Here is a 19,074-nt window from a genome sequence, read left to right as displayed (position 1 = left end):
TTCAGAAAAGTTTCCCCCCGGCATCATTTTTATTCCCCCGCCCTATGGCAGGATTTCGATCAGCACGTAGCGGGCGGCGAAGCCCAGGGCGTAGACGCAAAGCACCACGAGAAAGCAGGCCGTAAAAAGGCCGCGCCCACCGCGCCCCTCGGCCAGCCTGGCCAGGACAAAGCCCATGACCATGGCCAGCACAATGCCCAATCCCAGGGCCATGGCCACCTTTTCGAGCGATACGTCGATCATCTTGTTCCCCTCTTTCGATCACGCCGCCCCAGCAAAGCCCCAGACCTTGTCCCTCTCCCCCTTCAAAGGAACCCCGGGGGGAATCCCCTCGCGGGCTCCAGGAACGGGGGTTGGCAGGAGCGGAGCCCCTCCTGTCGGGGAGGTCCAGAGGGGCAACGCCCCTCCGGCTACCGCTGATCGAGCGGCACGTAGGGCCGGCGCGGCGGGCCGATGTAGATCTGCCGCGGCCGGTGGATGCGGGTGGTGGGGTCGCGGTTTTCCTCGCGCCAGTGGGCGATCCAGCCGGGCATGCGGCCGATGGCGAACATGACCGGGAACATGTTGACCGGGATGCCGAGCGCCCGCAGGATGATGCCGGAATAGAAGTCCACGTTGGGGTAGAGCTTGCGGCTCTTGAAGTAGTCGTCGGAGAGCGCCGTCTCCTCCAGCTCCCGGGCGATGTCCATGAGCGGGTCGTTTCCGCCGGACTGCATGACCAGTTCGTGGGCGGCCTTTTTGAGCACCCGGGCCCGGGGATCGAAATTCTTGTAGACCCGGTGGCCGAAGCCCATGAGCCGGCGTTCCTTGCGCTTGACCATGTCCAGATACGATTTGACCCTGTGGCGACCGGAGAGAATCTGCTCGAGCATTTCGATGACTGCGGCGTTGGCCCCGCCGTGGAGCCTGCCCCACAGGGCGCAGATGCCCGAGGACACGCTGGCGAAAAGGTTGGCCTGGGTGGAGCCGACCATGCGCACGGTCGAGCAGGAGCAGTTCTGCTCGTGATCGGCGTGGACCACCAAAAACAGCGACAGGGCGGACACGGCCTGGGGCGTGGGCTCGAAGTCGCGGTTGGGCATGGAGAACATCATGTGCAGGAAGTTGCGGCAATAGCTGAGATTCGGGTCCGGATACATGAACGGCAGACCCAGGGATTTGCGGTAGCTGAAGGCGGCGATGGTGCGCACCTTGCTCACGAGCTTGGCCACGGCCTTGGTGAAGGTGTCCATGTTCTGGATCTCGAGCAGTTCCGGGTGGTAGTTGCCGAGCGAATTGATCACGGCGGACAGGATGGCCATGGGCTGGCCGCCCGGCGGAAAGCCGTCGAAATGGTGCAGCAGGCCCTCGTGGAGCAGCTCGTGTTCGGACAGGAGGGTGCGAAACGCCGTTCGCTCTTCCGCGGTCGGGAGTTTGCCGAAAATCAGCAGCATGGCCGTTTCGATGAACGAACTTTTTTCGGCCAGCTGTTCGATGGGGATGCCGCGGTAGCGCAGAATGCCTTTTTCGCCGTCGACGAAGGTGATGCCCGACTGGCAGGAACCGGTGTTGGCGTAGCCGGGATCGAAGGTCAAAAGGCCCGCGTCTTTTTCCAAGGAAGTGACGTCGATGCCCACCTCGCCTTCGCTGCCGACGACCACGGGCAATTCCAGGGTCGTGTCGCCATAGGCAAGGGTGGCGGTTTTGCGTTCGCGCATGGGACTCCTCGTTTCCGCATGAAGGGGAGAATGGCCGAAAGCGGCCTGGCGTCTGGCTTACAAGAATGCTTAGGCGGCAGTTTACAAAAATAATTCGGATTTGTCTCGCGGCGCAAGCGAGGCCTCCCGGCGGAGGGGACAAAGCGCCCCTTCCGCCGCCGCCTTCCGTTCCCCGGCGCGTCCAAGGCGGCGACATCGCGGCGCTTCCCGCGAGGGCCGGCAAGGTCCTGGCCGGATGCGATCACGCTTCCGGCCGGTTGCTGGAGGACCGCGAAAAAAAAATCTCCTGTATTTAAAATAGCCTAAAAGCATCCTCCACGATTTTCCCACCCTATCATCGCATTTTTCCTCACCAAATCGTGACTGTTGGTGCCAACCGTTGCGCAATCCGGTTTTTTTTGCCGGCACCTTTCCTTTTTTCTAAAAAATAGTGTGCCTGATCTAATGAGAGCGGTTTGTTCCCGGCCCCTCGGCCGGGACGTGCGCAACCGGAAAAAGGAGGCGGTATGGGCATTTCGCGACGCGGGTTCATGAAACTGACTGGGGCCGGCCTGGTCTGCCTGGGGATAAAGGACCTGGGCTTTGGCGTCCGGCCGGCGGCGGCCTACGCGGCACCCCTCAAGATCGAGGGCTGCAAGGAGATTCTGACCATCTGCGGCTTTTGCTCCTGCGGCTGCAACATCATCATGTCCGTCAAGGACGGCAAGCTGATCAGCTCCGAAGGCGATCCGGATTATCCGGTCAGCGAAGGCGCGCTTTGCGCCAAGGGCGCGGCCTTTTTGTCCATGCACCTAAATCCCCACCGGCTGCAAAAGCCCCAGTACCGGGCGCCCGGCAGCGACAAGTGGGAGGAGAAGGACTGGGACTTCGTGCTCGGCCGCATCGCCCGGCTGGTCAAGGACACCCGGGACAAGGACTTCATCCTCAAAAACGACAAGGGGCAGGCCGTCAACCGGGTGGAAACCCTGTTCCAGCTCGGCACCTCGCAGATGGACAACGAGGAATGCTCCGTTTCGCACCAAATGCTTCGCAGCCTGGGGGTCGTGTACATGGACCACCAGGCACGCGTCTGACACAGCGCCACTGTAGCGGCTCTGGCAGAGTCGTTCGGACGCGGCGCGATGACGAATCACTGGATTGACATCAAGAACGCCAACGCTGTCCTGATCATGGGCAGCAACGCAGCCGAGCACCACCCCATCTCCTTCAAATGGGTGCTCAAGGCCAAGGACGCCGGGGCGACGGTCATGCATATCGACCCCAAGTTCTCGCGGACTTCGGCCAGATCCGATTTTCATGTGCCGCTTCGCTCCGGCACGGATATCGCCTTCATGGGCGGCATGGTCAAATACATCCTGGACAAGGACCTGATCCACAAGGATTACGTGGTCCAGTACACCAACGCGGCCTTCATCGTGGGCGACGGGTATTCCTTCAAGGACGGCCTGTTCGCCGGCTACGACGCGGCCACGCGCAAGTACGACCGCAAGAAATGGGGCTTCGCGCTGGACAAGGAAGGCGTGCCCAAGCGGGACATGACGCTCAAAAATCCCCGCTGCGTCTACCAGCTCATGAAGAAGCACTACGGCCGCTATAACCTGGACAAGGTTTCGGCGGTCACGGGCGTGCCAAAGGACAAGCTGCTCAAGGTGTACGACATCTACGCCGCCACCCATGAGCCGGGCAAGGCCGGAACGGTCATGTACGCCCTGGGCTGGACCCAGCATTCGGTGGGTGTGCAGAACATCCGGCTGGCCGCCATCATCCAGCTGCTTCTCGGCAACATCGGCGTGGCCGGCGGCGGCATCAACGCCCTTCGCGGCGAGCCCAACGTCCAGGGCTCCACCGACCACTGCATCCTGTGGCACATCCTGCCCGGCTACCTGCCCGTGCCCCGGGCCGACTGGCCGACGCTGGCCGATTACCAGAAGGCCAACACGCCGGTCAGCCACGATCCCAAGAGCGCCAACTGGTGGGGCAACCGGCCCAAGTACATGGTGAGCCTGCTCAAGGGCTGGATGGGCGAAGCCGGCACGCCGGAAAACGGCTTCGGCTACGACTGGATGCCCAAGGTCGAACCGGGCAAGGACTATTCCACGCTGTTCCTGTTCGACAACATGTACAAAGGCAAGGTGCGCGGCGGCTTCATCTACGGCCACAACCCCTGCCAGAGCATGCCCAACGCCAGCAAGATCCGCAAAGCCATGGACAAGCTGGACTGGCTGGTCGTGGGCGAAATCCACAACACCGAGACCAGCGACTACTGGCACCGGCCCGGGGTCGATCCCAAGGACATCAAGACCGAGGTCTTCCTGCTGCCCTCCTGCCAGCGCGGCGAAAAGGACGGCACCATCTCCAACTCCGGCCGCTGGCACATGTGGCACTACAAGGGCATCGAACCCATGGGCGAAAGCAAGTCCATGGGCTGGATGGTCGTGGAAATCATGAACCGGGTGCGCGATCTCTACAAAAAGGAGAAAGGCGCCTTCCCGGAACCGGTCGTCAACCTGGATTGGCCGGAGCACTACGACGCCGACTACTTGGCCAAGAAGATCAACGGCTGGTACACCCGCGACGTGACCGTGGGCGACAAGACGCATAAAAAGGGCGAACAGGTGGCGAGCTTCGTCGCCCTGGCCGACGACGGCTCGACCATCAGCCTCAACTGGCTCTACAGCGGCTGCTACGGTCCCTCGGGCAACCTGTCCAAGCGCCGCGACCCGGCCCAGACGCCCATGCAGGCCAACATCGGCCTCTACCCGGGCTTTTCCTGGGCCTGGCCGGTCAACCGCCGCATCCTCTACAACCGCGCTTCCGTGGACCTCAACGGCAAGCCGTTCAGCGCGGACAAGCCGGTCATCGAGTGGAAGGACGGCAAATGGGTGGGCGACGTGCCGGACGGCGGCTGGCCGCCCATGGCCGACCCCAAGGGCAAGTACCCCTTCATCATGCAGACCGAGGGCCACGGCCAGGCCTACGGCCCCGGCCGGGTGGACGGCCCCTTCCCCGAACACTACGAGCCGGCCGAGACGCCCCTTGCCGCCAACCCCTTCTCCAAGCAGCTGAGCAACCCCTGCATGCTGCTGGCGGAAAGCGACATGGACATCCTGGCCAAGCCCGGCGATCCCAAGTACCCCGTGGTCCTGACCACCTACGGCGTGACCGAGCACTGGTGCGGCGGCGGCGACACGAGAAACACCCCGGTGCTGCTCGAAGCCGAGCCCCAGCTCTACGTGGAGATGGACCCCGTGCTGGCCAAGAAGCAAGGCATCAAAAACGGCGACCCCGTGGTCATCGAAAGCATCCGGGGCAAGGTCGAAGCCATCGCCATGGTCACCGTGCGCATGACGCCGCTTACGGTGCAGGGCAAGACCGTGCATCTGGTCGGCATGCCGTTTTGCTTCGGTTGGACCACCCCGGGCGTCGGCGACGCCACAAACCGGCTGACCCCGTCCGTGGCCGACCCCAATACCGCCATTCCCGAGTACAAGGCCTGCATGGTCAATGTGCGCAAGGCGGACAAGGTCACGGAACTCTTCGTCTAAACCCGCTTCCGGCCGGGGGACGAGCCTCCCCCGGCCGGTCACGATAAAGGAGCGTGGTCATGCCCAAGGCGTTTTTCATCGACACCTCGCGCTGCACCGCCTGTCGCGGCTGCCAGATCGCCTGCAAGGAATGGCACGGCAACAAGGCCGTGCCCACCCGCCAGCGGGGAACCCACCAAAACCCGCCGGACCTCACCCCCTTCAACTATAAACTGGTGCGCTTCGCCGAACACGTCATCGACGGCCGCGTGCAGTGGCTGTTCTTCCCGGACCAGTGCCGGCACTGCATCAACCCGCCCTGCAAGGACGTGGCGGACTCCTACCTGGAAGGCGCCGTCGTCCAGGACGAGGCCACCGGCGCGGTCATCTACACCGACAAGACCAAGGAGCTCAGCATCGACCAGGCCCGGGACGTGCGCGACGCCTGCCCCTACAACATCCCCCGCCGCGACGAGGACACGGGGCTCGTGCGCAAGTGCGACATGTGCATCGACCGGGTCCAGGCCGGCATGAAGCCCGCCTGCGTCCACACCTGCTGCACCGGCACCATGAACTTCGGCGAGCGCGACGCCATGCTCGACCTGGCCCACAAGACCCTGGCCAAGGTCAAGGAAAAGAACCCCAAGGCGCAGCTTCTCGACGAGGACGACATCAACGTCATCTACCTCGTCACCGAGCCGCGCAAACTCTACCACGAATACGCCGAACGCCGGGAGCAAAAGGGCGGTCCCATGACCCGGCAGGCGTTCCTGGCCATGCTGGCCCGGCCCGTGGGCCGCATGCGCGGTTAAGAGAGGAGGTGGGGAGAAACTGGGGGGAAACCTTTCTTGCAGAAAGGTTCTCCCCCCAGGCCCCCCTTCCAAAGACTTTTAATAGAATGAAGTTGTTACGGTGAAAATCGTAGCCATTGTAAACTTTAGGAAGGGGAGAGCGCGAGAGGGGACAACCCGTGTTAAAGGGTTTCCCCTCTCGCACCCTCTTGCCCCTCTTCCCTCCTCAAAGGAGCCATAGCCATGAGCGCTTGCACACCGGCCGAGGCGACGGGCCTTGACGCGATCCTGCCGGCTTTTTCCGCCCTGGCCGCCCTGCGCCGGGAGGTTGCCGCCGCGCTGCCCGACTGCCCCTTGGAAATCCCCCACGATCCCGATGCGTTCGCGGCGGGCGAACCGCTGCTCGCAGCCTTGCCCGCCCACCGGCTGGCCCCTGGGTTCCTGGCCGCCGCCGAGCTGATGTTGCCGCGGCTCGGGGAGATCTTTCCGGCCCTGGCCCGGGAGACGACGGTGCTTGGCCAGGCGCTGGCCATGGGGCCCCGCACGGTCGAGCCGCTGCTTTCCGCCTATACCGACGCCCGCCAGGAAGACATCGTCCTGCTGGCCGGCGAGATGGGCCTGGACCACCGCGCCCTGCCCTTCCTGACCCACGAGATTCTCGCGGCCGTGCTGCGCCGGGCGGCGGCCACCCTGTCCCCCCTGGCCGACGACGCCTTGTGGCAGCGCGCGTCCTGCCCGGTGTGCGGCTCCCCGCCGACCATGGGCATGCTCAAGGACAAGCCGGACCCGTCGGAATTTCTCATCTCCAAGGCGGGACGGCTCATGCTTTCCTGCTCGCTGTGCGGGCACCTCTGGCGCTTCCCCAGACTAAAATGCCCGACGTGCGGCGAACTTTCCCACGAAAAGCTCGACGTGCTGACCGTGGCCGAGCATCCCCGGGAACGCATCCACACCTGCTCGACCTGCAAGCACTACCTCATCGTGGTGGACCGGGTGGACCAGGACGAGCCGCTGGACCTGGACGTGGCCCCGGCGGGCCTGGCCCACCTCGACGCCGTGGCCCAGGCGCGAGGGTTCACGCCCATCTGCCCCGCGCCCTGGAACCAGTTTCCTGAAGGAGACCTTTAAAAGGCGCCGGGGGGAAACTTTTCTGTAGAAAAGTTTCCCCCCGGACCCCCTTTCCAAAGACTTCTAACGATAACAGCCTGTCACCGTTAAAAGTTTTGGGGAGGGGAGAGCGCGAGAGGGGAACCCTTTTTTCAAAAAGGGTTCCCCTCTCGCATCCTCTTTCTTCTTCCTCCCCCTACGTCTCGCGGCGACGCAGCATGAACATGCCGTAGGTGGCCAGCAGGTTGGGCAGGAATTTGACCACCCAGCCCTTCTCATGATGGTGCGGGGTGCTGACGGCCGTCTCCCTGGCGATGGCGAAGCCTTCCTTGCGGCAAAAACGCCGGAAGTCGCGGATGGTGATGACGCGGATGTTGGGCGTGTCGTACCACTCGTAGGGCAGTTCCCGCGACACCGGCGCCCGGCCCCGGAAAAGCAGCTGGCCCCGGATGCGGTAATAGGCGAAATTGGGAAAGCTCACGATGCCGCGCCTGCCCACCCGCAGCATTTCCCGGATGAGGATCGCCGGGTGGAAGACCTGCTGCAACGTCTGGGACAAAATCACGTAGTCGAAACTTCCGTCCGGATAATCCCGCACTTCCTCGTTGATGTCGCCATGGACGATGGAAAGCCCCTTCTCGATGCCCCGGGTGACCTTGCCCTCCTCGGCCTCGATGCCGGTGCCGCGCACGTCCTTGTCCACGGACAGGATATGGAGCAGGTCGCCCGAGCCGCAGCCGAGGTCCAGCACCTTCGATCCCGGCTCGATCCAGGAGGCGACCACGGACAGGTCATAGCGCATGGCCGCTCTCCTTGGCTTCCTTGGCCGCGTCCACGGCGGCCCGGTCGAGAAAGCGGTCGATCATGCCGGACAGGCGGGCGTTGGGCAGTAAGAAGGCGTCGTGCCCCCACTTGGCCTCGATCTCCACGAAGCTGACGTCCAGGCCGTTTTTCTTCATGGCCTGGACCATGGCCCGGGACTGGTAGGTCGGATAGAGCCAGTCCGAGGAAAAGGAGGCGACCAGGAAGCGGCAGCGGGCCTTGGCGAAGGCGGCCACGACCGAGCCGTCGCCGTGGGCGGCCTCCAGGTTGAAATAGTCCGCCGCCTTGGTCACGTAGAGAAAGGAATTGGCGTCGAAGCGGTCCACGAACTTCTGGCCCTGGTAGCGCAAGTAGGACTCCACCTGGAAATCGGCCACGTCGAAGGCGAACGAGATCTCGCAGCGGTCCTGGAGCCGGCGGTCGAACTTCTGGCGCATGGCCTCGTCGGAAAGATAGGTGATATGCCCGATCATGCGGGCCACGGCCAAGCCGTGCCCGGGCTTGTCGTTCTCGTAGTAGTCGCCGCAGTTCCACTTGGGGTCGGCCATGATGGCCTGCCGGGCCACTTCGTTGAAGGCGATGGCCAGGGCCGAATGCTTGGTGGTGGTGGCCAGCGGCACGGCGGCGCGCACCATGTCCGGGTAGCGCACGGCCCACTCGAGGACCTGCATGCCGCCCATGGAACCGCCGATGGCGCACAAGAGCTTTTTGATGCCCAGATGTTCGACCAGTTCCTTCTGGGCCCGCACCATGTCGCCTATGGTGATGACCGGGAAGGTGAGGCCGTAGGGCTTGCCCGTGTCCGGATCGGTGGAGGACGGGCCGGTCGAGCCCATGCAGCCGCCGATGACGTTGGAGCAGATGACGAAATAACGGTCGGTGTCGATGGGCTTGCCCGGACCGATCATGATGTCCCACCAGCCGGGCTTGGCGTCGGCGGTATCGTAGTAGCCGGCGGCGTGGGAGTCGCCGGTCAGCGCATGGAGCACCAGCACGGCGTTTGTGGCCTGTTCGTCGAGTTTTCCGTACGTTTCGTAGGCAAGCGTGACCGGCCCCAGGCTGCGTCCCGAGTCCACGTCCAGAGGATGGGGCGGGACGGCGAAGGTGAAAAACCGCTTCTCCACCCGCCCGACGCTGGTCCCGCTTGGGGCATGCCCGGTGTATTCGCTCATAGTCGCCTCGTTTTTTGTCCTACCAGGAAGGTGGACAAAGCGCCAGCGCGGCCCTTTGACAATCCCGCCGAGGCCGGGCAGGATGTCTATTGTCGCGTCTGCAACAACACGTTCGACGACCTGACGCAACGACCCCTTACACCCAAGCATCTTTCAAGAAATATCGACGGACGTTTCATGGGTCGCAAGACGAGCGGAGGTCCTATGTGTACAATGGAGCGCCGCGCCGAAAAACGGGTGCACCCGCCGGTCGACGTCGTCCTGGATTTTGCCCTGTGGCCGGCCGACACGGTCGTGCCGTCGAAACTCCCGCTTGCCGCCCTGCGCCCTCCCACCGCCTGTCGCGGCAGGGGCCAGGCGCTCATCTTGGCGGACGTGGCCTCCATCGGCCTGGGGATACGGATCGAGGGCCCTGCCGGGCTCCTTTCGAGGCTGCACCGCCTGGACGCCCTCTACATCTACCTCAAACTGCGCGAATACCGTCCCATGACCGCGAACGCGGCCTTGTCGCTCTTTTTCCACGTCAAGATCGCCTGGGCCGACCTCGAGCCCGGCAGCCTCACCCTGGGCTTGCGGGTCCTGCACCTGGGCCGGGGGGCGGCTTCTGAAAAATCCCTGGAATTTCTCGATGTCAGAGGTTTCGGCGTCAAGGAACTGGCCGGCTGGATCGACGCCCTGTGCCGCGACAACCTGGGCCCGGAGGCAGTCACGCAGGCATCGGGCGTGCACCTGGACACCTTGCTGGCCGAACCCGAACTGACGCTCCCCGATCGCTAGGATTTCGGAAAAGACATGCGCGGGGGACCTTTTGAAAAAGGTTCCCCACGCGCGCGATCCCTTTCCGCGACATTACTCCTTATGTTTGGGAGTTACATCACCCCATCCTCCCCGCATGCGGGACCTGTACGGCTCGGCCCGGGCGGGGTATGAGAACGCATTCCGAAACGGAGGCACGCTTTCCATGTCCATGCGCTTTCCGGTCCGCATCCTTTTTTGTCTGCTTGTCGGCATCGCCATTTCCTGTCCCGCCCTGGCCGCTGACCAGGCGAAAAAACCGAGTGATTTTCGCGGCATAACCTGGGGAAGCGCCCCCTCGGCCCTGCCTGGGCTCAAGGCCGTCGAACGCGACGGCGACATCGTCCATTACGAACTGCCAAGCGAAAAAAAGGACCTCGGCGGCATCACGTTGCGCCGGGTGACCTACTCGTTTTTCAAGGACCGCTTCTACCATGCCGAGATCGATTACAAAGGCAAGGACGCGGCCAAGATCATGGAGCAAAGCCTGGAAGCCAAGTACGGCCTGCCCGACGCGGTGCGCGAAAAAAAGGATGCCGACGGCCGTCCTTATAGCGTGGCCGTGTGGAACTGGCCGGGCTTTGCCTTCATCGGCAACCGCTACGACAAGGACGGCGGCCACGGCCGGGTGTTCTACTTCTACGCGCCCCTGACCGACGCCTCGGCCAAGGCCCAGGGCATCAGCCCGGCCAAGGAGCCGGCAGCCGCCGCGCCGGCCAAGGCGTCCAAGGCATCGAAGGCGCAGGCTACCGACGACGCAGGCGCCGCCACCGGCGAGTACGAGACGTACACGATCAAGGACGGCGACATCATCTCCAAGGTGGCCAACGCCCGGGGGCTGAGCACGCGCCAGCTTTTGCGGGCCAACCCGGACATCGACCCCAAAAAACTGCGCCCGGGCATGACCATCCGGATTCCGGTCAAGAAGTAGGCGCCGCGCCCGGGTTACCGGCTCTTTATCGAGAGCGCCTATCCGCATCGTTGCAACCTATTTATTTTCTTAATTTGTCAAGGCATATCCCCCATGCTAAGGCTGTAGGGTCGCCAAATCCAAAGCGCGACCCTACGCCATGGGGAACTCTTGCCGTAACCTCCTCGCCTCGGTCTGGACTTATCGGGCCGTCCGCCTCGCCCTGGCCGTCTTCTTCATCGTGGCCGGGACGCTCAAGCTGGCCGACGTCCACGCCTTTGTCCTGACCATCAAGGCCTTTTCCATCCTCCCTTCCGACGCGGTCACGCCGCTGGCCGTGGCGCTGCCGGTGCTGGAGATCGTCGGCGGGCTGCTGCTCGCCTTCGACGCACCGGGGGGGCTTGCCATCATCGGCGGACTGTTGCTGCTTTTTATCGGCGTGGTCGCAAACGCCATCCGGCAGGGCCTGGATATCGATTGCGGCTGCTACGGCCCGGGCGATCCGGAAGGCGAGGTCTACCACGGCCTGCATACGACTTTATGGCGTGATCTGGCCATGCTGGCCGGTGTCGTCTATTGCCTGCTGTGGCGTCGCGTCCGCGGCAGACAGCGCTTTACTCCCGCAACCCAAACCCCGTAAGGAGAGTGCATGCGCGCAGTCAAACTCACCCTGATTCTGGCTTTGCTTTCGGTTTTCTGCCTGGCGCAAACGGCCCTGGCCAACAAGTTCGAGGATGAGGCCGCCAAGGAAAAAGAGGCGGTCAAGCTGGTGCGGGACACCCAGAAAGGCGGCTACGGCCTTGTTTCGACGACGGAGCTCAAAGAGTGGATCGACGCGGGCAAAAAGATGGTCATCGTCGACACCATGCCCTTCGAGGACAGCTACAAGAAGGAGCACATCCCCGGTGCCGTCAATTTCGTCTTCCCCATCCCGGACATGGAAAAATGGGACGCCAAGGAGACCGGCGGCAAGACCGAGGCCGACTACGTCAAGCTGCTCGGCCCGGACAAAAACAAAACCATCGTGATCTACTGCGGCTTCGTCAAATGCACGCGCAGCCACAACGGCGCGATCTGGGCCAAAAAGCTCGGCTATAAAAACGTCTACCGCTTCCCGGGCGGCATCTTCGCCTGGAAGGGCGCGGGCTATCCCGTCGAAGCGGTGAAGTAAGTACGGGGGAACACCTCCCCGACGTCCGGGAGGAGGAGCGGCTTCCTCCCGGACCGTCCATAGGGAGAATCCCCCGCCCCCTTGGCGGTGAAAAAGCAATGCTGCTGTTCGATTTTTTCCGACGCAACCCCCTGCCCTCAAAGCCCCCCCTCAAAAGGCAGCCAATCATGAACTCTCCCGCGCCACGCCTGGAGGCGGCGGATGCCCTGGTCGCGGCCGTGGGCAAGCATGCCGCCGCCCTTTTCGCCAACCGTAAGCTCCTTTGCGCCGAAGCCATCATGGTCGCGGTCAACGAGGCCTTCGGCCAGCCCCTGCCCGACGAGCAGGCGGTCGGCATCGCCGCCGGGCTGACAGCCGGCATCGGCGACCGGGGCTGCCTGTGCGGGGCCATAGCCGGCGCCTGCGCCTCCGTGGGCATGGTCTGCGCCCGGGGCGGACACGGCCCGACTCGGCAAGCCATCCGGCAACAATCCGCCGCCATCCACGAAGCCTTCGTCAACCGCCACAAATCCGCCTGCTGCCGGGTGCTATCCAAGAAGGTCAAGGACGACGCCAAGGCCCATGCCGCCCAGTGCGCCGCTCTGACCGGCTACGGCGCGGAACTGGCCGTGCGGTCCATCCTCGCCCTGCGCCCGGAACTCGTCGACTGCCCCGACGCCCCCACCAAAGGGGAACCGCGCCTGTGCGGCCGGGTCAAATGGCTGCTGTCGCTTTTTTGCCGTTAGCGACGCACCGTTGCCCCCCCGCAACAGTCTCCAGCGCTTATGGGTTAGAGCATGACTCGCCCAACGGTGTTTGACAAGCTGCTTGCCACCTCGTATTCTTTTATTTTTTATCCTGATTCTGTTACGCTCTCTTTTAAAAACACAAGTAATCATCCAAGCGGCGTGCACCATGGCCGACGACAAAACGACCTTCGACGTCTTCATCAGTTTTAAAAGTGAAGACGAGAAATACGCCTACAAAATTTTTGAATTCCTGCAGCAGCATGGATTCAATCCTTTTTTCAGCACGATTTCAGTCAGCTTCGTCGGCCAATCCCAGTATCTCAAGTCTATTGCCAAAGCCATTTCCCAGTGCCGTCACATGGTCGTCGTCGCATCAAAACCCGAATACATCATCTCCGGCTGGGTCGAATACGAATGGAGTATTTACATCGCCCGGCGCAATGATAAAAAAACGGAAGGCAACCTCCTTACTCTGCTCACCGGGGACATGACCGTTTCCGACCTACCCCAGGAACTCGTTCCCTTTCAGTCCATACCCCTCACGCGAGACGGCCTGGAGGAAATGCTTCAGTTCCTGGATACCGTCCCCGGGCCGCCGACGTCGGTGGCGCTCAGGCATAAAGGCCTGTCGCTGGCGAAGCCGCTGGCTGCCATGGCACTTGTCGGCCTGTGCGTCGCAGCCGGGTTCTATGCATACGAAAAGACGGTCACGCCGCGACCTACGATGGTTTCCCACCGGCAGTCTCAGCCAAGCTTACCCCAAACCACAGCGCCAGCCCCAAGCCAAAAGAAAACCGTTCCAGCTTCCGCCCAGGCCTCGCAGCCAGCCAACAACACGGCTGCCGTCCCCGCAGCGACGCCTACTGGTGTCGCCACGAACGCTTCCCTCCCCGCGCCCACCCCGGCCAAGACCTGGACCGAGCCCCGTACCGGCATGACGTTCGTCTGGATTCCGGGAGAGTGTTACCCCATGGGCAATCCCCTCAGCCAGGAACAGTGGCGGGGCGACGAAGGACCAGTCCACACTGTCTGTGTGGACGGATTTTGGCTGGGAAAAACCGAGGTGACCAGGGGGCAATTCGCCAAGTTTGTGGGCGCGACGGGCTACAAAACCGACGCCGAAAAGCAGGGATGGAGTCTGACCTATAACGGAAAATGGAAAAAGATCAGGCAGGTTTCCTGGAAAGATCCCGGCTTTCCCCAAACGGAGGAGCATCCGGTGGTCCATGTTTCCAAAGTCGACGCCAAGGCCATGATGCGCTGGCTGTCCGCCTCGGGGGCAGGGACGTTTCTTTTGCCCACAGAAGCCCAGTGGGAATACGCTTGCCGGGCTCGTAACTACATATTTACTCCCTGGGGAGATACGGCCAAGGCGGCCTGCGGCTACGCCAACATTTACGACCAAGCAGGCCATGCGGAAATCCTTTACGCCTGGGAGCCATTTCCCTGCAACGACCGGGCCGCAAGGACCGCTCCCGTGGCCCGGTACGCGGCGAACCCCTTCGGTCTCGACGACATGCTCGGTAATGTGTTCGAATGGACCGACGACCGTCATGGCTGGTACGATCCCAGCAAGCAAAACAACCCGCAGGCAACTGCCGGCGACGGGTATGTCATCCGGGGCGGAGCCTGGAACAGCGGCCAGGATGCGAGTTGCGTACGGCGGGAAAATCTGGGTATGGAAATCATCCGGGCGGACAATCTTGGTTTCCGCCTCGTCCGAAAAGCGCCTTGACCGATTCGCTCCGGCCGCAATCAATGACGCCCCTGTGCGGCGCCCCCCACTTTTTCGATTATGACACCACCTCGCACCCTCTCTGCCAGCGTCCACCAGACCGTGACCATGCCGCGCTTCCTGCTTCTCACCATACTGTTATATTTGCTTATCGCCGCCCTGCCCGCCACGGCGCTGGTGGCTCTTTCCCCCCAGGCCCGGCGCGACCTGTCTGTTCTCGAAACGGCCTACCCCGGCGTCATGACCGCCATCGAGGTTTCGCCGGACGGCCGCATCACGGTCGTGTTGCGCGACGGCGCGCGTATTGCCTACGACGACGGCCGCGCGCGCACGCCCCAGCAGGCGGTGCTCGATCCCGACCTCAAGACCATGCTGGCCCAGCCCTATCCCCTCGGCCCGGTGACGGCCGAGCCGCCGCTGTGGTTTTCTCCGGGCCGTAGCCGGGTCCAAGCGCTTTTCCTGGCCCTGTACGGCCACGACCGGGCAGAGGTCCGGGCCAACTGCCGGCCGGTCGTCTTTTTCAACCAGCGCCTGGATTTCAATACCCGCTTCGGCGCGGCCGACGCCTTCAAACGTGTCTCCGACCGGCTAACGCGCCTTGCCGCCGCCGATCCCGGCATCAAGCGCTTTCTGCTGCCGGCCTCGGGCGGCATGGTCTGGCGGATGATCGCCGGCACGGACCGGCTTTCGGTCCACTCCTTCGCCGCCGCGGTGGACGTCAGCCCGCGCGGCAACCCGTACTGGCGCAACCTGCCGCGCGGCAAGAACATGCTGGCCGTACGCCAACGCTTCCCCGAGCAGGTGGTCGCGGCCTTCGAGGCCGAGGGATTCATCTGGGGCGGCAAATGGGCCGAGTTCGACCTCATGCATTTCGAATACCGGCCTGAGCTGCTTCTCCTGGCCCGGCTGGCCCGGGGCGAAGCCGTGCCGCTTCGCCCCATCGACTCCCTGCTGCGCCCTTCCCGGTAGGTTGCCGCACGCACGGAGTCGCCCATCCCAGTAAGACGTGCTGCATACGATTTCTTTATTCATATCCTTTACTTCCCCGGCCTCATCACCCCGGTAACACCCTTGAATCACGTGAAAAATTTGCCAAACCCCATTGACGTTCAAACAAACTCGTGATTAACTGCAAAAGGGAAATCGAACCCGGCGACGCAGGAACGCGACGCGTCCGTCACATAGAGGCGGCGGCGGCCGGTTCGCCTGCGACGGCCGCGTGCCGAACGGGTCAACGGATGCTACGTGGCCTGGGGATCATGGGACGCCCCGGACCATGCCTCTCGTAAAACAAAGGAGGACGTTTATGAACTTTTCCGTGGGTCTTGGCAGGGATGATGCGGAAAAACGGCTTGTGCAAAACGGCGTCTCCCGCCGCGACTTCATGAAATTTTGCGCCACCGTGGCCGCGGCCATGGGCATGGGCCCCGCGTTCGCGCCCAAGGTCGCCGAAGCATTGACGGCCAAACACCGTCCGTCGGTGGTCTGGCTGCACAACGCCGAGTGCACCGGCTGCACCGAAGCGGCGATCCGGACGATCAAACCTTATATAGACGCGCTCATTCTCGACACCATCTCCCTGGATTACCAGGAGACCATCATGGCCGCGGCCGGCGAAGCCGCCGAGGCGGCCCTGCACCAGGCCCTCGAAGGCAAGGACGGCTACTACCTCGTGGTCGAGGGCGGCCTGCCCACCATCGACGGCGGCCAGTGGGGCATGGTTGCCGGCCATCCCATGATCGAGACCACCAAGAAGGCCGCGGCCAAGGCCAAGGGCATCATCTGCATCGGCACCTGCTCCGCCTACGGCGGCGTCCAGAAGGCCAAACCCAATCCCAGCCAGGCCAAGGGCGTGTCCGAAGCCCTCGGCGTCAAGACCATCAACATCCCCGGCTGCCCGCCCAACCCCATCAACTTCGTGGGCGCCGTGGTCCATGTCCTGACCAAGGGCATCCCGGATCTCGACGAGAACGGCCGTCCGAAGCTCTTCTACGGCGAGCTGGTCCACGACAACTGTCCGCGCCTGCCCCACTTCGAGGCCTCCGAATTCGCGCCCTCCTTCGATTCCGAAGAGGCCAAGAAAGGCTTCTGCCTCTACGAACTCGGCTGCAAGGGCCCCGTTACCTACAACAACTGCCCCAAGGTGCTGTTCAACCAGGTCAACTGGCCCGTCCAGGCCGGCCACCCCTGCCTCGGCTGCAGCGAGCCGGACTTCTGGGACACCATGACGCCGTTCTACGAGCAGGGCTAACCCCCTCCTTTGTAGCGGCCAGTACCCGGACACCTTCAACAGCACCGAACGTCTCGTGACGGAGGAAGCATATGGCTGAGAGCAAACCCACGCCACAATCCACCTTCACCGGCCCCATCGTGGTCGACCCCATTACCCGGATCGAAGGTCACTTGCGGATCATGGTCGAGGTGGAAAACGGTAAGGTCAAGGACGCCTGGAGCTCCTCGCAGCTCTTCCGCGGCCTGGAAATCATCCTCAAAGGCCGCGATCCCCGCGACGCCCAGCACTTCACCCAGCGCGCCTGCGGCGTGTGCACGTACGTCCACGCCCTGGCCTCCAGCCGCTGCGTCGATGACGCCGTCAAGGTCAGCATCCCGGCCAACGCCCGCATGATGCGCAACCTGGTCATGGCCTCCCAGTATCTCCATGACCACCTCGTCCACTTCTATCACCTGCACGCCCTCGACTGGGTCGACGTGACCGCCGCCCTCAAGGCCGATCCCAACAAGGCCGCCAAACTGGCAGCCTCCATCGCCCCGGCTCGGCCCGGCAACTCGGCCAAGGCCCTCAAGGCCGTCCAGGACAAGCTGAAAGCCTTCGTCGAGTCCGGACAGCTCGGCATCTTCACCAACGCCTACTTCCTCGGCGGCCACAAAGCCTACTACCTGCCGCCCGAGGTCGACCTCATCGCCACCGCCCACTACCTGGAAGCCCTGCACATGCAGGTCAAGGCGGCCAGCGCCATGGCCATCCTCGGCGGCAAGAACCCCCACACCCAGTTCACCGTCGTGGGCGGCTGCTCCAACTACCAGGGCCTGACCAAGGACCCGCTGGCCAACTACCTGGCCCTGAGCAAGGAAGTCTGCCAGTTCGTCAACGAGTGCTACATCCCTGACCTGCTGGCCGTGGCCGGCTTCTACAAGGACTGGGGCGGCATCGGCGGCACCAGCAACTACCTGGCCTTCGGCGAGTTCGCCACCGACGACAGCTCCCCCGAGAAACACCTGGCCACCTCGCAGTTTCCGTCCGGCGTCATCACCGGCCGCGACCTCGGCAAGGTGGATAACGTGGACCTCGGCGCCATCTACGAAGACGTCAAGTACTCCTGGTACGCCCCCGGCGGCGACGGCAAGCACCCCTACGACGGCGTCACCGATCCCAAGTACACCAAGCTCGACGACAAGGACCACTACTCCTGGATGAAGGCCCCCCGCTACAAGGGCAAGGCCATGGAAGTCGGTCCCCTGGCCCGCACCTTCATCGCCTACGCCAAGGGGCAGCCCGACTTCAAAAAGGTCGTGGACATGGTCCTCGGCAAACTCTCCGTCCCGGCCACGGCCCTGCATTCGACCCTCGGACGCACCGCCGCCCGCGGCATCGAGACCGCCATCGTCTGCGCCAACATGGAGAAGTGGATCAAGGAAATGGCCGACAGCGGCGCCAAGGACAACACCCTGTGCGCCAAGTGGGAGATGCCCGAGGAGTCCAAGGGCGTCGGCCTGGCCGATGCTCCCCGCGGCGCCCTGTCCCACTGGATCCGCATCAAGGGCAAGAAGATCGACAACTTCCAGCTGGTTGTCCCCTCGACCTGGAACCTCGGTCCCCGGGGCGCCCAGGGCGACAAGAGCCCGGTGGAAGAGGCCCTTATCGGCACGCCCATCGCCGATCCCAAACGCCCGGTCGAAATCCTGCGCACGGTCCACGCCTTCGACCCCTGCATCGCCTGCGGCGTGCACGTCATCGAGCCCGAGACCAACGAGATCCTCAAGTTCAAGGTTTGCTAAGAGCGGCAACGCCGCTTATACGAAGGACCCGGCTTCGGCCGGGTTCTTCGTTTCTCAAGGAGGTCGCATGTCCGATACCCCGCGCAAAATCCTCATCCTCGGCGTCGGCAACATCCTCTACACCGACGAGGGCGTCGGCGTGCGGGCCGTGGAGCGCCTTCTCGAAACCCACGATTTTTCCGACAACGTCACCCTCATGGACGGCGGCAACCTGGGCATGAAGCTCATGGCCCCGCTCATGGAATGCGACTACTGCATCGTGCTCGACGCCGTGCTCGGCGGCGACGCCCCCGGCACCATCTACCGTCTCACCGGCGAGGACCTGCGCAAATCCCTGGCCTTCAAGGACTCCATGCACCAGTCCGACCTCGTCGACACGCTGATCTATTGCGAACTGGCCGGACACCGCCCGGACACCGTGGTCATCGGCATGGAGCCCCTCGATTTTCAGAACATGAGCATCGAACTCTCGCCCGCCATCGCCGAACGCGTTCCGGCCATGATCGACATCGCCCTGGCCGAACTCGCCGCCGCCGGCGGCGTCGCCACGCCCAAAGGACAAAGTTAGGAAGAAAGGAGGTGCGAGAGGGGAAACCCTTTAAAAA

17 protein-coding genes are annotated in these 19,074 nt (G+C 63.4%); 13 read left to right on the top strand and 4 right to left on the bottom strand.

Translation table 11 applies throughout. The annotated features are described in order from the left end of the window. Positions 1–42: 42 nt before the first annotated feature. Positions 43–243 (bottom strand): hypothetical protein, encoded by a 201-nt coding sequence (locus tag DESFRDRAFT_RS19535; protein WP_005996880.1) that lies wholly within the window; start codon positions 241–243, stop codon positions 43–45. Between the two features lie 167 nt (positions 244–410). After that, positions 411–1,697 (bottom strand): citrate synthase, encoded by a 1,287-nt coding sequence (locus DESFRDRAFT_RS19530; protein ID WP_005996879.1) that lies wholly within the window; start codon positions 1,695–1,697, stop codon positions 411–413. Between the two features lie 506 nt (positions 1,698–2,203). Between DESFRDRAFT_RS19530 and fdnG the strand changes: the two genes are divergently transcribed. The 3 genes from fdnG to DESFRDRAFT_RS19510 all read left to right on the top strand — a co-directional run bounded on the left by fdnG (position 2,204) and on the right by DESFRDRAFT_RS19510 (position 7,140). Continuing rightward, positions 2,204–5,242 (top strand): formate dehydrogenase-N subunit alpha, encoded by a 3,039-nt coding sequence (gene fdnG / locus DESFRDRAFT_RS19520; protein WP_081458517.1) that lies wholly within the window; start codon positions 2,204–2,206, stop codon positions 5,240–5,242. A gap of 59 nt (positions 5,243–5,301) precedes the next feature. Continuing rightward, entirely contained in the window at positions 5,302–6,033 is a 732-nt protein-coding gene (locus DESFRDRAFT_RS19515; protein ID WP_005996876.1) for a 4Fe-4S dicluster domain-containing protein, read from the top strand. A 222-nt stretch (positions 6,034–6,255) separates the two neighbouring features. Beyond that, the gene (locus tag DESFRDRAFT_RS19510) at positions 6,256–7,140 is read left to right on the top strand and encodes a formate dehydrogenase accessory protein FdhE (protein WP_005996875.1); all 885 of its coding nucleotides are present in this window, start codon (positions 6,256–6,258) and stop codon (positions 7,138–7,140) included. Positions 7,141–7,315: 175 nt separating this feature from the next. On the opposite strand, the gene metW is transcribed toward DESFRDRAFT_RS19510, so the two are convergent. Next, a complete protein-coding gene (metW, locus tag DESFRDRAFT_RS19505; protein ID WP_005996874.1) occupies positions 7,316–7,921 on the bottom strand; it encodes a methionine biosynthesis protein MetW in 606 nt (201 codons plus the stop codon). Further along, entirely contained in the window at positions 7,911–9,113 is a 1,203-nt protein-coding gene (metX, locus tag DESFRDRAFT_RS19500) for a homoserine O-acetyltransferase MetX (protein WP_005996873.1), read from the bottom strand. Before metX ends, metW begins: the two co-directional genes overlap by 11 nt. A gap of 213 nt (positions 9,114–9,326) precedes the next feature. Between metX and DESFRDRAFT_RS19495 the strand changes: the two genes are divergently transcribed. The 10 genes from DESFRDRAFT_RS19495 (at position 9,327) to DESFRDRAFT_RS19450 (ending at position 19,037) form a co-directional block, all read left to right on the top strand. Next, a complete protein-coding gene (locus DESFRDRAFT_RS19495; protein WP_233489660.1) occupies positions 9,327–9,890 on the top strand; it encodes a hypothetical protein in 564 nt (187 codons plus the stop codon). A 184-nt stretch (positions 9,891–10,074) separates the two neighbouring features. After that, entirely contained in the window at positions 10,075–10,839 is a 765-nt protein-coding gene (locus DESFRDRAFT_RS19490) for a LysM peptidoglycan-binding domain-containing protein (RefSeq protein WP_005996869.1), read from the top strand. Positions 10,840–10,978: 139 nt separating this feature from the next. Beyond that, a complete protein-coding gene (locus tag DESFRDRAFT_RS23050) occupies positions 10,979–11,458 on the top strand; it encodes a MauE/DoxX family redox-associated membrane protein (protein ID WP_005996867.1) in 480 nt (159 codons plus the stop codon). Positions 11,459–11,467: 9 nt separating this feature from the next. Next, entirely contained in the window at positions 11,468–11,989 is a 522-nt protein-coding gene (locus tag DESFRDRAFT_RS23045; protein ID WP_005996866.1) for a rhodanese-like domain-containing protein, read from the top strand. A 167-nt stretch (positions 11,990–12,156) separates the two neighbouring features. Continuing rightward, on the top strand, positions 12,157–12,714 hold the full coding sequence (locus tag DESFRDRAFT_RS19475) for a C-GCAxxG-C-C family (seleno)protein (RefSeq protein WP_043795364.1): 558 nt from the start codon (positions 12,157–12,159) through the stop codon (positions 12,712–12,714). Positions 12,715–12,883: 169 nt separating this feature from the next. Continuing rightward, complete coding sequence (locus DESFRDRAFT_RS20915) at positions 12,884–14,452, top strand: SUMF1/EgtB/PvdO family nonheme iron enzyme (RefSeq protein WP_005996863.1); 1,569 nt, start codon at positions 12,884–12,886, stop codon at positions 14,450–14,452. 108 nt (positions 14,453–14,560) lie between these two features. Beyond that, a complete protein-coding gene (locus DESFRDRAFT_RS19465) occupies positions 14,561–15,421 on the top strand; it encodes a M15 family metallopeptidase (RefSeq protein WP_005996862.1) in 861 nt (286 codons plus the stop codon). A 337-nt stretch (positions 15,422–15,758) separates the two neighbouring features. Beyond that, positions 15,759–16,703 (top strand): hydrogenase small subunit, encoded by a 945-nt coding sequence (locus tag DESFRDRAFT_RS19460; RefSeq protein WP_005996861.1) that lies wholly within the window; start codon positions 15,759–15,761, stop codon positions 16,701–16,703. Positions 16,704–16,774: 71 nt separating this feature from the next. Continuing rightward, complete coding sequence (locus tag DESFRDRAFT_RS19455) at positions 16,775–18,469, top strand: nickel-dependent hydrogenase large subunit (RefSeq protein WP_005996860.1); 1,695 nt, start codon at positions 16,775–16,777, stop codon at positions 18,467–18,469. 67 nt (positions 18,470–18,536) lie between these two features. Next, positions 18,537–19,037: a HyaD/HybD family hydrogenase maturation endopeptidase gene (locus tag DESFRDRAFT_RS19450; protein WP_005996859.1), complete on the top strand. Its 501-nt coding sequence runs from the start codon at positions 18,537–18,539 to the stop codon at positions 19,035–19,037. Positions 19,038–19,074: the final 37 nt, after the last annotated feature.

Source organism: Solidesulfovibrio fructosivorans JJ], assembly GCF_000179555.1.
Classification (GTDB): domain Bacteria; phylum Desulfobacterota; class Desulfovibrionia; order Desulfovibrionales; family Desulfovibrionaceae; genus Solidesulfovibrio; species Solidesulfovibrio fructosivorans.
Note: the sequence above shows the minus strand (reverse complement) of the source record. Positions and strands in the feature narration are given on the sequence as shown.

Bases quoted from the DNA above. Each gene is read 5' to 3' on its own strand.
- metW (WP_005996874.1), bottom strand. From the start codon at position 7,921: ATGCGCTATGACCTGTCCGTGGTCGCCTCCTGGATCGAGCCGGGATCG.
- DESFRDRAFT_RS19515 (WP_005996876.1), top strand. From the start codon at position 5,302: ATGCCCAAGGCGTTTTTCATCGACACCTCGCGCTGCACCGCCTGTCGC.
- DESFRDRAFT_RS19465 (WP_005996862.1), top strand. From the start codon at position 14,561: ATGCCGCGCTTCCTGCTTCTCACCATACTGTTATATTTGCTTATCGCC.
- DESFRDRAFT_RS19495 (WP_233489660.1), top strand. From the start codon at position 9,327: ATGGAGCGCCGCGCCGAAAAACGGGTGCACCCGCCGGTCGACGTCGTC.
- DESFRDRAFT_RS20915 (WP_005996863.1), top strand. From the start codon at position 12,884: ATGGCCGACGACAAAACGACCTTCGACGTCTTCATCAGTTTTAAAAGT.
- DESFRDRAFT_RS23050 (WP_005996867.1), top strand. From the start codon at position 10,979: ATGGGGAACTCTTGCCGTAACCTCCTCGCCTCGGTCTGGACTTATCGG.
- DESFRDRAFT_RS23045 (WP_005996866.1), top strand. From the start codon at position 11,468: ATGCGCGCAGTCAAACTCACCCTGATTCTGGCTTTGCTTTCGGTTTTC.
- DESFRDRAFT_RS19535 (WP_005996880.1), bottom strand. From the start codon at position 243: ATGATCGACGTATCGCTCGAAAAGGTGGCCATGGCCCTGGGATTGGGC.
- DESFRDRAFT_RS19530 (WP_005996879.1), bottom strand. From the start codon at position 1,697: ATGCGCGAACGCAAAACCGCCACCCTTGCCTATGGCGACACGACCCTG.
- DESFRDRAFT_RS19475 (WP_043795364.1), top strand. From the start codon at position 12,157: ATGAACTCTCCCGCGCCACGCCTGGAGGCGGCGGATGCCCTGGTCGCG.
- DESFRDRAFT_RS19510 (WP_005996875.1), top strand. From the start codon at position 6,256: ATGAGCGCTTGCACACCGGCCGAGGCGACGGGCCTTGACGCGATCCTG.
- metX (WP_005996873.1), bottom strand. From the start codon at position 9,113: ATGAGCGAATACACCGGGCATGCCCCAAGCGGGACCAGCGTCGGGCGG.
- DESFRDRAFT_RS19455 (WP_005996860.1), top strand. From the start codon at position 16,775: ATGGCTGAGAGCAAACCCACGCCACAATCCACCTTCACCGGCCCCATC.
- DESFRDRAFT_RS19490 (WP_005996869.1), top strand. From the start codon at position 10,075: ATGTCCATGCGCTTTCCGGTCCGCATCCTTTTTTGTCTGCTTGTCGGC.
- DESFRDRAFT_RS19450 (WP_005996859.1), top strand. From the start codon at position 18,537: ATGTCCGATACCCCGCGCAAAATCCTCATCCTCGGCGTCGGCAACATC.
- DESFRDRAFT_RS19460 (WP_005996861.1), top strand. From the start codon at position 15,759: ATGAACTTTTCCGTGGGTCTTGGCAGGGATGATGCGGAAAAACGGCTT.